The 13,592-nt window shown below is 61.4% G+C and carries 12 protein-coding genes; all 12 read right to left on the bottom strand.

Features of this window, described 5'->3' with window-relative positions; genetic code table 11:
* Positions 1–270: 270 nt before the first annotated feature.
* Positions 271–1,422 (bottom strand): acyl-CoA dehydrogenase family protein, encoded by a 1,152-nt coding sequence (locus A7K61_RS03620; RefSeq protein ID WP_047710880.1) that lies wholly within the window; start codon positions 1,420–1,422, stop codon positions 271–273.
* A 3-nt stretch (positions 1,423–1,425) separates the two neighbouring features.
* Positions 1,426–2,529, bottom strand: a complete 1,104-nt coding sequence (locus A7K61_RS03615) for an enoyl-CoA hydratase/isomerase family protein (protein WP_069556940.1) — start codon at positions 2,527–2,529, stop codon at positions 1,426–1,428.
* A 130-nt stretch (positions 2,530–2,659) separates the two neighbouring features.
* Positions 2,660–3,370: an HPP family protein gene (locus A7K61_RS03610; RefSeq protein ID WP_047710878.1), complete on the bottom strand. Its 711-nt coding sequence runs from the start codon at positions 3,368–3,370 to the stop codon at positions 2,660–2,662.
* A gap of 165 nt (positions 3,371–3,535) precedes the next feature.
* Positions 3,536–3,748, bottom strand: a complete 213-nt coding sequence (locus tag A7K61_RS30830; protein WP_228391147.1) for a type VI secretion system contractile sheath small subunit — start codon at positions 3,746–3,748, stop codon at positions 3,536–3,538.
* 296 nt (positions 3,749–4,044) lie between these two features.
* The gene (locus A7K61_RS03605) at positions 4,045–5,667 is read right to left on the bottom strand and encodes a glycosyltransferase family 39 protein (protein ID WP_069556939.1); all 1,623 of its coding nucleotides are present in this window, start codon (positions 5,665–5,667) and stop codon (positions 4,045–4,047) included.
* Entirely contained in the window at positions 5,668–7,050 is a 1,383-nt protein-coding gene (locus tag A7K61_RS03600; RefSeq protein WP_034135652.1) for a UDP-glucose/GDP-mannose dehydrogenase family protein, read from the bottom strand.
* A complete protein-coding gene (gene arnF / locus A7K61_RS03595) occupies positions 7,047–7,460 on the bottom strand; it encodes a 4-amino-4-deoxy-L-arabinose-phosphoundecaprenol flippase subunit ArnF (RefSeq protein ID WP_069556938.1) in 414 nt (137 codons plus the stop codon). Before arnF ends, A7K61_RS03600 begins: the two co-directional genes overlap by 4 nt.
* Entirely contained in the window at positions 7,457–7,804 is a 348-nt protein-coding gene (arnE, locus tag A7K61_RS03590) for a 4-amino-4-deoxy-L-arabinose-phosphoundecaprenol flippase subunit ArnE (protein WP_044273847.1), read from the bottom strand. The genes arnF and arnE overlap by 4 nt, the downstream gene beginning before the upstream one ends.
* A complete protein-coding gene (gene arnT, locus A7K61_RS03585) occupies positions 7,801–9,456 on the bottom strand; it encodes a lipid IV(A) 4-amino-4-deoxy-L-arabinosyltransferase (RefSeq protein WP_069556937.1) in 1,656 nt (551 codons plus the stop codon). Before arnT ends, arnE begins: the two co-directional genes overlap by 4 nt.
* The gene (gene arnD / locus A7K61_RS03580; protein WP_047710873.1) at positions 9,453–10,337 is read right to left on the bottom strand and encodes a 4-deoxy-4-formamido-L-arabinose-phosphoundecaprenol deformylase; all 885 of its coding nucleotides are present in this window, start codon (positions 10,335–10,337) and stop codon (positions 9,453–9,455) included. Before arnD ends, arnT begins: the two co-directional genes overlap by 4 nt.
* Entirely contained in the window at positions 10,337–12,328 is a 1,992-nt protein-coding gene (arnA, locus tag A7K61_RS03575) for a bifunctional UDP-4-amino-4-deoxy-L-arabinose formyltransferase/UDP-glucuronic acid oxidase ArnA (protein WP_047710872.1), read from the bottom strand. Before arnA ends, arnD begins: the two co-directional genes overlap by 1 nt.
* Positions 12,325–13,359, bottom strand: a complete 1,035-nt coding sequence (gene arnC / locus A7K61_RS03570) for an undecaprenyl-phosphate 4-deoxy-4-formamido-L-arabinose transferase (RefSeq protein ID WP_003191219.1) — start codon at positions 13,357–13,359, stop codon at positions 12,325–12,327. Before arnC ends, arnA begins: the two co-directional genes overlap by 4 nt.
* Positions 13,360–13,592 lie beyond the last annotated feature (233 nt).

The raw sequence follows: 13,592 nt of genomic DNA, 5'->3' as shown, positions 1-13,592 counted from the left end.
CGGGGCGCCTAAGATCAAGAGCAGATCAAAAGCAGAGCAAGAGCAAGAGCGGCTCGCTTCGCATCGTGGTTACCGTTGATCGGTACCCTGATGTACCGAGGTGTCTGCATCGCAGGCAAGCCATAATGCCAGACGGTCAAGGCATTTTTGTAGGAGCGAGCTTGCTCGCGAAAAGCTCACAGACGCCGCGGTCAGTCAGCAAGCACGCGTTATCGTTGACGTTTTTCGCGAGCAAGCTCGCTCCTACAGAAGGCGATGGTGTGGTGTCCGTCAGAGCTGGTAGTTTTTCAACTCCCTGGCAATCACCATCCGCTGAATCTCGCTGGTGCCTTCGTAAATCTGCGTGATCCGTGCATCCCGGTAGTAGCGCTCCACCGGGTAATCCTCCAAATACCCATACCCACCATGGATCTGCATTGCCTTGGAGCAGACCCGTTCGGCCATTTCCGAGGCGAACAGCTTGGCCTGGGAGGCTTCGGACAAGCAGGGTTTGCCGGCGGTGCGCAGGCGCGCAGCATGGAGGATAAGCAGGCGCGCAGCGTTGAGTTGGGTGTGCATGTCGGCCAGCAGGTTGGCCACGCTCTGGTGTTCGATGATCGCTTTGTCGAACTGCACCCGATCACGAGCGTAGGCCAGCGCGGCTTCAAACGCGGCGCGGGCAATGCCCAGGGCCTGGGCGGCGATGCCGATGCGTCCGCCTTCCAGGTTGGAGAGGGCGATGGCCAGGCCCTTGCCGCGCTCACCCAGCAGGTTGGCTTCGGGAACCTTGCATTGGTTGAGCGTGACGGCGCAGGTGTCTGAGGCACGAATACCCATCTTGTGCTCGGTGCGGTCGACCACGAAACCTGGGGTATCGGTGGGCACCAGAAACGCTGAAATGCCTTTCTTGCCCAGTTCCGGGTCGGTCACGGCGAACACGATGGCCAGCTTGGCGCGCTTGCCGTTGCTGACAAACTGCTTGGCGCCATTGATGACCCATTGCCCGTCACGCAACTCGGCACGGGTGCGCAGGTTATGGGCTTCGGAACCGGCCTGGGGTTCGGTCAGGCAGAAGCAACCGATGGCCTGGCCACTGGCGAGTTCGGCCAGCCAGGTGTGTTTCTGTTCGGTTGTGCCGTAGTTGAGGATCGGACCGCAACCCACTGAATTATGGATACTCATCAGCGCGCCCGTCGCAGCGTCGCCGGCGGAGATTTCCTCCACGGCCAGGGCGTAGGCGACGTAATCGACATAGGTGCCGCCCCATTCTTCCGGTACCACCATGCCCAGCAGGCCCAGCTCACCCATCTTCGCCACCAGGGCGTCGTCGATCCAGCCGGCTTTCTCCCAGGCTTGGGCATGGGGGGCGATTTCGCCACGGGCAAAATCCCGCGCCATGTCTCGGATCATCACTTGTTCTTCAGTGTATTCAAGATCTTGCATGGCTTATTTCCCAATCTGCACGAAGTCGCGGAAGAAGCTCTCGACATGGCTGGCATCCAGCGCATGGAGGGTGGGTGGGTTCCACTTCGGAGTCTTGTCCTTGTCGATGATCAGGGCGCGAACCCCTTCGATCAGGTCGCCGCGCTCGAACCACTGGCGGTCCAGGTGCAGTTCGAGGGCAAAGCACTGTTCCAGTGGCAAGTGGCGGCCGCGGCGCAGCATCTCCAGGGTCACGGCCATGGCCAGGGGCGAGCGGGTCTGCATGAGGTTGGCGGTGGTCAGCGCCCAGTCATGGCTATCGGCCACGGTCACTTGTTGCAGTTGCTCGACGATGCTGGGCACGTCCGGCAACCCGAAAAAGTGGTCAATGGCCGGGCGCAAGGTCGCCAACGGGGCGTCGGGCAATTGCTGCACGGCGAGCTTGGCGAGTGCGCCTTGCAAGTCCTTGAGCGGCGAGTCGTGCCATTGCAGGCCGTCGAGTTTCTGGTCCAGCTCAACCAGCTTGGCGCTGTCGATGTACCAGTCTGCCAGCCCGCAATACAAGGCATCCGCCGCGCGAATCTGCACCCCGGTCACCCCAAGGTAGGTGCCCAGCTCGCCAGCAATACGCGAGAGAAAATAGCTGCCGCCCACATCCGGGAAGTACCCGATGGCCACTTCCGGCATCGCCAGGCGGCTGCGTTCGGTGACCACCCGCAGGTCCGCGCCTTGCACCAGGCCCATGCCACCGCCGAGGACGAAGCCGTCCATCAATGCCAGTACGGGTTTACGGTAGTGATGAATGGCCAGGTCGAGGGCATATTCCTCGACGAAGAATTCCTGGTGCAGGGTGTCGCCTTGCTTGAAGCTGTCGTACAGCGAACGGATGTCGCCGCCAGCGCAAAAGGCTTTCTCGCCGGCGCCGCGCAGTACCACGGCGTAGATCTCGGGGTCGTCGGCCCAGGCCTGCAAGTGCGCGGCCAACTGGCGGACCATGTCCAGGGTGATGGCGTTCAGGCCGGCGGGCCGATTGAGGGTGAGGTGGCCGATGTGGTTACGCACCTGTGCCAGAACAGCGTCCTGCTGGACCTCGGCGTGGCTTGCTTGGGATGAAACCTGAGCAGTCATCTCTAACTCCCTGCTTTTATTGTCTTTATCAAGATGTTCGCGGGTGAACTCTCTTGTGATCGTACCAGTGCAAATTTGCCCCGTACAACCCGGAATCGTGCAGGTCGTTGTTGCATTTATGCAGTGCCGGTCAAACCACCCGGCTGGCCAGAACCTCGCCGATACTGCGACGCCGTGCATGGCCCTCGGCGGCGTGGATCAGTTGCTCCAGCTCTGTCGGTTCGACGTCGTAGAACTGTTCCATCTCGGCCAGCGCCAGCTTGAGGTCAGCTGCCGTGATGCTCGGCTCGCTGACGGCGGTGGCAGTGCCCAGGATAAACGGTGCAGGCTCGGCAAGCCCCTTGGGGTAACGTGTGCGCGTGGCATTGTTATAGGCCAACGCGCAGGCGAGCAGGGCGCCAGCGCCGAGCATCACCGGCGCCAATTCGTACCAGCCAAGGGCGACAGATGCCGGATCGGCCAGCACCAGGGTCATGGCCAGGCCACCGGCCGGCGGATGCAGGCAGCGTAGCCAGCAGATGAGGACCACGGTCATACCCGCCGCCAGGCACGCGCTACCCAAGGTGCGCCCCAGGACGCGGGCGACCAGCAGCGCGACGACGCCTGCACACAGGTAACTGCCGATGATCGACCAGGGTTGGGCCAGCGCCCCCGAGGACACGGCAAACAACAGCACCGCCGAGGCACCCAGAGGGCCGAGCAGGTGCAGGGCGACCTCCATGCCGAATACTTGGGCACAAGCCCAGACACTCAATAGCGTGCCCAGGGCCATGCCGATGGCTGCACGGCTCCATTCGGCGGGACGGGTGTTGATTGCAGCGGGTAACCAGCGAGCGAGCATTGAAAGACGGTCCATAAACGGCGGGCGAAAAAAAAGGCCTGCCTGGTTTCCCGGAACAGCCCTTTGAAGGTTCCAACATTGGGGGAAGGAACCTGTGCAGTGTGCCGCGCTTGATCCAGGGGCGCTACTGCATATTAATGAAGGTTAAATACAAAAAAAATGCAGTTAAAAGGCGTCGCCGTAGGTGATCGGCCCGGTGGCTGTGGCCGTCGTTGGGTTGATCTTGCCCAGCACGCGACTGTGGGTTTCTTCATTGAACAGGCGCTCTTGCAGGTCTTCGCGCAGCCTGGGATCGTCGGCCAGCGGCCCCTTCAACGCCACCAGTGCGTCACGCAACGCCATCAAACGATCAAGCCTGGGTAAAGGTACGGTTAACAGGTCATCTCGCACGGCATTGTCCTCTCAATGAAGTAAGCCATCGCGCGCGGGCAGCCTACAACGTCCTTGTTGTTGTGAAGTGCCCTGACCCAAGCGCTACAGGTTGGTCCTGACGGTCGGGTGGTAGATAGTGAGTGCACGTGGCAGCGAGTCTACAGTTGGGCTCCGAGCACCGGAAGGGAAAGTGCACCAGCCATTACGCAAACAAATGTAGGCACTTTCTTGGTACCTATGATGAAAGCCGCCCACTCGTTGAGCAGTGGGCGTTCTTTCTTACAATGCAGCGAGAAAAGCACTCAGGGCGTCGAGGTTTTTGCCAAATGCAGCAACACATAGGGGGTTTTGTCGAACGCTGCCGTGAGCGTCGGCGTGATTGAGCGCAGGCGCGGATCGTCCAGCGCCTGGAAGTCGGCCTGGCTCATCACTATCCATGCCGGCGCCTGGACGGGTTTCAATTCGGCGGGCAGCTGAGTAAACAACGGCACCTTGTCGCAATCGAAGTTGACCATGAACTTGATGGCTTTCGCGTCTTTGCCCAGTGCATGCAACACCAGCGGCGCCGGTTGCTGCTGAACGTGCGCCTTGACGGCGAGGCTGAAGGTGCGAGTGTCGTACACCTGACGTTCCAGGGGTTCGACCACCATGATGTAGGTGCTCCACAGGGCGAGCACGGCGGCCAAGGCGGGCCCATAGGTGCGCAGCCGCGAGCGGAACAATGCCAGCAGCGCCAGCACCTGTAGCATGCCAAGCACAACGAAGATCAGCACCAGGTCGGCCAGCGGCTCCGGGTAACGCCGCCGCGCCACTACCAGGCCAATGGCCAACAGGGTTGGCAACAGCGTCCAGATGCCCAGCATCAAGGCGCGCAGCCAGGCAAACAGTCGCCCTTGCGTGGCCTGGAAGGGGTACGCGGCAATGATCGCGGCCATCGGCAACATCGGCAGGATATAACGCGCTTTCTTGGCTTGAGGCACCGACAGGCCCAGCATCACCAGCACACCCGCTGCTGCGCAGTAGAGCACCAGCTTCAAGGCTGGGTCCGGCGCGCGTCGACCGCCCATCAGCACCGCCAGCAGCACTAACAATGCCAGTGGATAGGCCAGGGCGTAATTGCCCAGGGAGCTGGTGAAGTAATACAGCACGCCGCCGGAGCCTTCACTGCCATCCATGCGCCCCAGGAACTGCATGCGAATCACGTCATGCATAAAGTCTTCACCACCGCTGAGCTTGGCCAGCAGCAGCAACAGGCCGACGCACGCCGCCAGCAGCGCCAGTGCCAGCAGGCCGAAGCTGAACAGCTGGCGCCACTGGCGGTTGATCAGGTAGTAGCTGCACAACACGCCCGTAGGGATCACCAGGCCAATCGGGCCACGAATGGCAAACCCCAACAGCAGCAGCAAAAACACCCAATGCAGGCGCTTTGCAGCGGCGAAATGGTCATGGGCATAGCCCAGGTAGAACACCGCCAACGCCACGGCGGCGAGCATCTGATCCAGGGAGACTGCGCGGGTTTCGCTGATGAAGGTACTGCTGAGCAGCAGCATCGCAATGCTCAGCAGGCCCCAACGCGGCGAGTAGGGCGCGGTGAGGCGATAGACCAGCACCACGATCAGCGCCGACGCCACCGCCGTGGGCAGCCACGCCGTCAGGCTGGTGACCTGGCCCAAGGGCAACGACAGCAGCCACGTCAGCAGGGTCGACGTCGCCAGGTAATCGGCATACGGCTGGCCATAGGTGGTGGGGAAGAAGCTTGGCCCATGGCGCAGCATTTCCTGGGCAAACACCACGAAGCGCGAATCAAAGCCGATGATCGCCTGGTGCCAGTTGCCGGCGATAAACAGCACCAGCGCCAAGAGCCCAAGCCCCAGGGACTGGTGACGGATCGTTGCACGCTGCGCGGACGGTAAGGCGATGTTCACCTAGCAAGCGTCCTTGGCCTGTTCCACCCAGTTTTGCTGGGGGATCGGCAACTCGCAGGAGTCGCCGCGGCCGATGGGGAAGTACTTGAAGCCTTTGCGCGCCAGGCGTTCGCCGTCGTACAGGTTACGGCCGTCGAAGATCACCGGGGTTTTCAGGCGCTGGTGAATCAGGTCAAAGTCCGGTGCCTTGAATTGCTGCCATTCGGTGCACACGATCAACGCATCGGCGCCGCCCAAGGTGGATTCCGGGGTGCCCATCAGCATCAGGCGCGGGTCGTCCCCGTAGATGCGTTGGGTTTCCTGCATGGCTTCCGGGTCGAACGCACGCACATTGGCGCCAGCGGCCCACAGCGCTTCCATCAGCACACGGCTGGGGGCGTCACGCATGTCATCGGTGTTGGGCTTGAAGGCCAGGCCCCACAGCGCGAACGTCTTGCCCTTGAGGTTGCCCTGGAAGAACGCGTTGATGCGCTCGAACAGCTTGCTCTTCTGGCGCTGGTTGATGGCTTCCACGGCTTCGAGCAGGTCGCTGGAGCAGTTGGCCTGCTTGGCACTGTGAATCAGGGCGCGCATGTCTTTGGGGAAGCACGAGCCGCCATAACCGCAGCCGGGGTAGATAAAGTGGTAGCCGATGCGCGAGTCGGCACCAATGCCCAGGCGCACCGACTCAATGTCGGCGCCCAGGTGTTCGGCCAGCTCGGCGATCTGGTTGATGAAGCTGATCTTGGTGGCCAGCATGCAGTTGGCGGCGTATTTGGTCAGTTCGGCGCTGCGCAGGTCCATGAAGATGATGCGGTCGTGGTTGCGGTTGAACGGCGCGTACAGGTCGCGCATCACGTCACGTACTTCTTCACGCTCACAGCCGATGATGATCCGGTCCGGGCGGCGGCAGTCTGCAACGGCGGAGCCTTCCTTGAGGAATTCCGGGTTGGAGACGATATCGAACTGCAGCTCACGGCCGGCGGCGCGCAGGTTATTGAGGATGTGGTCGCGCAATGTGTCGCCGGTGCCGACCGGTACCGTGGATTTCTCCACCAGGATCACCGGTGCCACGCGGTGGCGGGCAACCGCATCACCCACCGACAGTACGTATTTCAGGTCGGCCGAACCGTCTTCATCCGACGGCGTGCCCACAGCAATAAACAGCACTTCGCCGTGCTCGACGGCGAGTTTTTCGTCATGGGTAAAGCGCAGGCGCCCGCTTTCCAGGTTGTCCTTGACCATGGCTGCCAGGCCCGGCTCGAAGATGGTCACGTGACCTTTCTGCAGCGATTCGACCTTGTGCTTGTCAACGTCCATGCAAATGACATCGTGACCGACTTCGGCTAATACAGTGGCCTGAACCAGACCAACGTAACCACTACCAAATACACTGATTTTCATGGGGTATTCCTGGGACTTGAGGTGCTAGCACGACGAGAGTTGATAACCAGTACGCCGAGGATGACCAAGGCCACCCCCAGGGTTTTTGAAAGCGAGAAATTTTCGTTGAACACTGGCAGGCTGGCGGCCAGCAAATACACCAGCGCGTAGCTGATGCTGAGCAGCGAATAAGCGCGGCCCAGGGGTAAGTGCTTCAGGGCGCCGAGCCAGCACAGCATCGACAGCGCATAGGCGATGATCGCCAGGATCACCACGCCCAGGGCTCCCAGGTCGATGCGGTTATCCGTGAAGGCGGCCAGCCATTCAGAGGGGAGCGGCAGGCGCGTCATACTCCAGCGCATGCCCAGTTGGGCACCACTCACCAGGCCGACACTGCCCAAGGCCAGGACAAAACCCCGCACGCGACTCATACCTGACGCCCCAGCAAGACCACGCCGGCAATCACCAGCCCCACACCCAGCCAGTGACGGCCATCAATGGGCTCGTGGAACACAAAGCGCGCCATCAGCGTGACCAGCACAAAATTCAGGCTGAGCATGGGGTAGGCAATACCCACTTCCAGGCGCTGCAACACCAGCAGCCACACCAGCAAGCCCAGGCCCAGGCACACCAGCGCCGACCACAACCACGGCGAGCGCAGTTTCGATGCCCAGCCATCCGGCATGCCGCGCCAGCTTTCCACGGCAAACTTTTGCGAGACCTGGCCCATGCAAGTGAACAGGCAGGCCGTGAGCAGTAGCAGCAGGGTGATCATGGCGCGACCTGCGGGAAAATCAGGATCACGATCTTGCCCTGCGCATACCGTTTTCCGTCGGTGGGCAGCAGTGCGAGCTCTTCCTTTTCACCGGTGCTATTGACGCGCATCACCACGCCCACCGCGCCGGTACGACGGGTTTCGGCCATCCACGCCTGGATGCGGTTACGGTCGACCAGGCGCGGCGCCGTGTCCTCGTAAGCCAGGCCGTACTTGACCTCACCCGAGGTGTTGTACAGCGTGATATCGGGGCGTTTGAGGCGCCAGGACAACGCCGAGGCGGCGCCCAGGTCGTTGCTCAGCAGGGCAACGCTGGGCTGCAACTCGTCGATGTGATCGATGATGAATTGGTCCGGGGTCTTGTTGTAAACCACCGAGTGGGGCAATGCGGCAGGCACCAGCAGCACCAGTAAGCCACTGCCGATCAGCGGCGCGGCCCACAATTTCAGCGGGCGTGCCGCTTGCAGCAGATTGACCACGATCCAACCGAACAAGAAGATGAACACCAGCACCAGGCTGAGGGTTTCCTCACCCGGTTCGTATACCGGCTTCTTCAACTGGAACCAGCTGAGGGCCAGCAATACCAGCACACCGATCGCCAGGTTCAACCAACCATTGATGCGCAGCACGCGGCCGCGGCCTAGAGCCAGTTTGTCGCTCAGGGCCGAGCCCATCAGCAAGGCCAGGGGCAACATGCACGGCATGATGTACGAGGGCAGCTTGCCTTTGGCCAGGCTGAAAAAGGCCAGGGGCATCAACAACCACAGCAACAGGAACGCGGTTTTCGGCACGCGTCGTTGCAGCCAGGCCTGCTTAAGCGCGGACGGCAGAACGGCGACCCACGGCAGCGCGAACGCGACCAGCAGCGGCAAGTAATACCAGAACGGTTCGGCGTGCTGGGCGTCTTCACCGGCAAAGCGTTGGATGTGCTCGTGCCAGAAAAAGAAATGCCAGTAGTCCGGCTCTTGCAGATGCACGGCCAGCGCCCACGGCAGGCTGACGGCAATCGCCACCACCACGGCAACAGGGCCAAACTTGCATAACTCGCCAAAACGTTTTTGCCAGACGGCGTAGGGCAGGGCGACCAGCACCGGCAGCAACCAGGCCAGGAAGCCCTTGGTCATGAAGCCCATGCCGCACGCCAGGCCCAGCAAGGCCCAGGACCACAAGCGCGCACGCCGTGTGGTGCTGTCGAAACAGAACCACAAGGCCACGCCCGTCAGGTTGACCCAGAAGGTGAACTGCGGGTCCAGGTTGGCATAGCCGCCCAGCGCGGCCACGCTGACGAAGCTCATGTAGAGCAGCGTGCTGACCAGGCTTTTTTGCGGGTCGTTCCACAACCGGCGAGAGACCAGATACACCAGTAGAATGCTCAAACCGGTGCTCAATGCCGAGGCAAACCGCACGCCGAACAGGTTCTGCCCGAAGATCGCCTGGCCCAGCGCGATCATCCAATAGCCTGCGGCGGGCTTTTCGAAGTAGCGAATGCCCATGAAGTGCGGCGCGGCCCACTTGCCGGTCAGCAGCATTTCCTGGCTGATTTGCGCATAGCGGGTTTCATCTGGAATCCACAGGCCATGGGTGGCCAATGGCAGCAGGTAGAACACGGCAAACGCCAGCAGGAGCAGGGGCAACGCCCAGCGGCGGATCATGCCTGCTGCACTCCCAGCCAACCCTCGCGGCCGCTCAAGGCGCCGCGCACCAGCTGTTGCTGGGGCAGGGTGGTCACATCCGCAGGCAACAGCTCGCCCAAAGGTTTGAAATCAATGCCGCGCTGCCCGGCCTGGGCGAGCAACTGGCGAAAATCATTGGCCATCAGAATCCCTTCTACTTCTGCGTGGATCGTATAGACGTTCAGCTTTGACGCGCTGAACCGATCAAGAATGAAGCGGTTGAAATCGTTGGCAGCCACCACCGGCCCGACGACTTCGTCGAAGGTCGGCAGGTCTACCGGAATTTGTGGGGTGCCCGCGCTGCCATCGGCCAAGGTTGGTCGAAACAGGCTGGTGCCCCGGCAATCGCTGTTGTAGCGAAAGTTGAAGCTTTGCTTGGCTTGCACCACGCGCTCATCGGCACGCCAGCCGGCGGCCGCTGAACAGTCGACGCGCTCGCCGAGGATGTCGCTCAAGGTGTCTACGCCGCGTCGAATCTGCTCGACCAGCTGTGCCTCGCTCCAGCGCCCGGTGTTGGCCTGCCAGCCATGGTGGTCCCAGGCGTGCAGGCCGACTTCATGCCCGGCGGCCTTGGCCTGGCGCATCAAATGCCCCAGGTCGCGGCCAATCGGCTTGCCTGGCCAGGCGGTGCCGGCCAGCAAGATGTCCCAGCCATACAGGCCGGCAGCGTTGGAACGCAGCATCTTCCACAAAAACTGCGGGCGGATCAGGCGCCACAAATGGCGCCCCATGTTGTCCGGCCCGACACTGAAGAAGAACGTCGCTTTGACCCCAGCTTCGGCCAGGGAGTCGAGCAACCGTGGCACACCTTCACGGGTGCCGCGGTAGGTGTCGACGTCGATGCGAAGACCTGCCTGCATTACTTTTTGTCCGCAATTTCAAGCATGGCTTCACGCAAGAAGAAATCGAGCGTGTTGCCGATGGTTTCGCTCATCTGCACGCTCGGCTCCCAGTTCAGCAGGCGCTTGGCGTTTTCGATGCTTGGCTTGCGGTGCGCCACGTCCTGGTAGCCCGTGCCGTAGAACGCCTTGCTCTCGACGTCGCGGAACCCAGCGAACGGCGGGAAGTTGTGGCGCAGCGGGTGGGCCTCGAACTGACGCAGCAGCTCTTCGCCCAACTGGCGGATGCTGGCTTCGTTTTCAGGGTTGCCGATGTTGATGATCTGTCCGTCGCACACGCCATTGTCGTTATCAATGATGCGCGCCAGGGCTTCGATGCCGTCGGCAATGTCGGTGAAGCAACGCTTCTGCTCACCACCGTCGAACAGACGGATCGGTGTACCTTCCACCAGGTTCAGGATCAGTTGGGTAATGGCGCGGGAGCTGCCGATGCGCGCCGAGTCCAGGCGGTCCAGGCGCGGGCCCATCCAGTTGAACGGACGGAACAGGGTGAACTTCAGGCCCTTGTCGCCGTAGGCCCAGATCACGCGGTCCAGCAGTTGCTTGGAGACGGAGTAGATCCAGCGCTGCTTGTTGACTGGGCCCACCACCAGGTTGGAGGTGTCTTCGTCGAAGTACTGGTCTTGGCACATGCCGTAGACTTCCGAGGTCGACGGGAAAATCACGCGCTTGTTGTACTTGACGCAGTAGCGCACCAGCTTGAGGTTTTCTTCGAAGTCCAGTTCGAACACGCGCAACGGGTTACGGGTGTATTCGATCGGCGTAGCGATAGCCACCAGCGGCAGCACCACGTCGCATTTCTTGATGTGGTACTCGATCCACTCGGTGTGGATGCTGATGTCGCCTTCCACATAATGGAAATTCGGGTGGCTGCGCAGGCGCTCGATGGCGTCGGAGCCGATGTCCAGGCCATAGACTTCGTAGCGGTCGTCACGCAGCAGGCGCTCGGACAAGTGGTTACCGATAAAACCGTTGACGCCCAGAATCAGCACGCGAGTGCGGCGCGGCTTGCGGCCTGACTCGGCGCCGCGCAGTACAGAACCATCCACCAGGCCCAGTTCATCGGCCAGGGACGGGCCCGCCAGGTACAGGCCGTTTTCGTTGCGCTGGCCGAACTTGACCACCAGGGAATCTTCACCGCAGGCAATGCGCAGCGGGTTGACGCTGATCACACGGCCAGGCGCCAGACCTTCGTTGCCCTTGACCACGTCGGCTTGCCACACGATCAGCTTGTGCTCGCCCACGGCGCAGAAGGCGCCCGGGTACGGCTGGGTCACCGCACGCACCAGGTTGAACAGTTGCTCGGCGGGCTGTTTCCAGTCCAGCTTGCCATCGGCGGCGGTGCGACGACCGAAATAGGTGGCTTTGCTTTCGTCCTGGGCGATTTCGCTCAGCTTGCCTTGGGCCAGCTGTGGCAGGGCATCGCGCAGCAGGGCAGCGGCCGCATCACGCAGCTTGGCATGCAGGCTCAGCCCGGTATCGCTGCGCTCGATGGTGACTTTCTGCTGGGCCAGGATGGCGCCGGCATCGGCACGCTTGACCATACGATGCAGGGTCACGCCGGTTTCGGTTTCGCCTTTGACCAACACCCAGTTGGCCGGGGCGCGGCCACGGTATTTAGGCAGCAACGAGCCGTGCAGGTTGAACGCGCCTTTGCGGGCGGTGGCCAACAGCGGTTCGCTCAGCAGGTTGCGGTAGTAGAACGAGAAGATGTACTCCGGGTTCAGCTTGGCAATGCGTTCGATCCACAGCGGGTGGTTGGCGTCTTCCGGAGCATGTACCGGGATGCCGTTGCGTGCGCAGAGTTGGGCGACGGAACCGTAGAAGTTGTTTTCCTTGGGGTCATCGGCATGGGTGAACACGGCGGCAATGTCGTAACCGGCGCTGAGCAGCGCTTCAATGCCTGCGCAGCCAATATCGTGGTAGGCGAATACAACAGCTTTTGAACTCATGACTGGACCTGATCCGAAGAAGAAGTAGACGTATGGGAAGACACCAGGCCGTCAACCACGACGACTGGAGCCGGTGCTGCCGGTTGGTTGCGCAGCACTTTTTCAATAAAGAAGCGTGGGCGGGCGCGTACATCGCTGTACATGCGGCCCAGGTATTCGCCCAGCAGGCCCATGCCGATGAACTGGCCCCCGGTGAACACGAACAGCACCGCAAACAGCACGAACAGGCCATCGCCCGCCCAGTCGGCGCCGAACGCCAGGCGCATGACAATCAGGGCAAAGGCAAACAGCACGCCGAGCGCCGCGAGGCTAAAGCCGACGATGGACAGCAGGCGCAAGGGCGTGGTGGTCATGCACGTCAGCAGGTCGAACATCAGGCTGATCAGGCGCATGGCGCTGTACTTGGATTCGCCGTGCTCACGTTCAGCGTGGTGCACGAGGATTTCCGTGGTGTGGCGGGCAAAGCCGTTGGCCAGGATAGGAATGAACGTGCTGCGCTCACGGCAGGCGAGCATGGCGTCGACGATGGTGCGGCGGTAGGCGCGCAACATGCAGCCGTAGTCGGTCATGGCCACGCCGGTAGAGCGCTGCACGGCGAGGTTGATCAAGCGCGACGGCCAGCGGCGGAAGGCCGAGTCCTGGCGGTTATTGCGCACGGTGGCGACCACGTCGTAGCCCAATGCGGCTTGCTCGACCAGGCGCGGGATTTCTTCCGGCGGGTTCTGCAGGTCGGCGTCGAGGGTAATCACCACTTCGCCACGGCACTGTTCAAAGCCGGCCATGATCGCCGCGTGCTGGCCGTAGTTGCGGTTAAGGATCACCGCTACCACGTTGCTGCCGTCTTCGGCGGCGGCGTCTTCGAGCAGTTGGGCCGAATTGTCGCGGCTACCGTCATCCACCAGGATGATTTCGTATTCGTAAGCCAGTTGCTTGCAGGCTGCCGTGGTGCGGCGCAGCAACTCAGGCAGGCTTTCTTGTTCGTTGTAGACCGGGATAACGATCGACACGCAATGAATAGGGTAGGGTTTCAAAGATTCATGACCTCGGGCTAAAGCGACTTCAAGCGTGAAAACAGCAGCGTTCATTGGGCAAAACTACAGCCCGCAGGTTACAAAACGGGGCTAAAGATGATGCGTTTTCAATAGGTTAGTCGATAATCCACGGATTGCTCTTAAGTGTTGCCTACAAGGTTAAGCGCAAAAATGTGCAACGAATATGAAAGGCGGATGAAAAACTCGTTTATTTGACAGGCAGACAGCTAGGG

Source organism: Pseudomonas sp. AP42 (assembly GCF_001728935.1).
GTDB classification, from domain to species: domain Bacteria; phylum Pseudomonadota; class Gammaproteobacteria; order Pseudomonadales; family Pseudomonadaceae; genus Aquipseudomonas; species Aquipseudomonas lactis.
This window is presented reverse-complemented; position numbering and strand designations above follow the sequence as displayed.

Coding starts and splice junctions, on each gene's coding strand:
- arnA (WP_047710872.1), bottom strand. CDS start 12,328: ATGAGTTCAAAAGCTGTTGTATTCGCCTACCACGATATTGGCTGCGCA.
- arnD (WP_047710873.1), bottom strand. CDS start 10,337: ATGCAGGCAGGTCTTCGCATCGACGTCGACACCTACCGCGGCACCCGT.
- arnT (WP_069556937.1), bottom strand. CDS start 9,456: ATGATCCGCCGCTGGGCGTTGCCCCTGCTCCTGCTGGCGTTTGCCGTG.
- A7K61_RS03600 (WP_034135652.1), bottom strand. CDS start 7,050: ATGAAAATCAGTGTATTTGGTAGTGGTTACGTTGGTCTGGTTCAGGCC.
- A7K61_RS03610 (WP_047710878.1), bottom strand. CDS start 3,370: ATGCTCGCTCGCTGGTTACCCGCTGCAATCAACACCCGTCCCGCCGAA.
- A7K61_RS03615 (WP_069556940.1), bottom strand. CDS start 2,529: ATGACTGCTCAGGTTTCATCCCAAGCAAGCCACGCCGAGGTCCAGCAG.
- A7K61_RS03620 (WP_047710880.1), bottom strand. CDS start 1,422: ATGCAAGATCTTGAATACACTGAAGAACAAGTGATGATCCGAGACATG.
- arnF (WP_069556938.1), bottom strand. CDS start 7,460: ATGAGTCGCGTGCGGGGTTTTGTCCTGGCCTTGGGCAGTGTCGGCCTG.
- arnE (WP_044273847.1), bottom strand. CDS start 7,804: ATGATCACCCTGCTGCTACTGCTCACGGCCTGCCTGTTCACTTGCATG.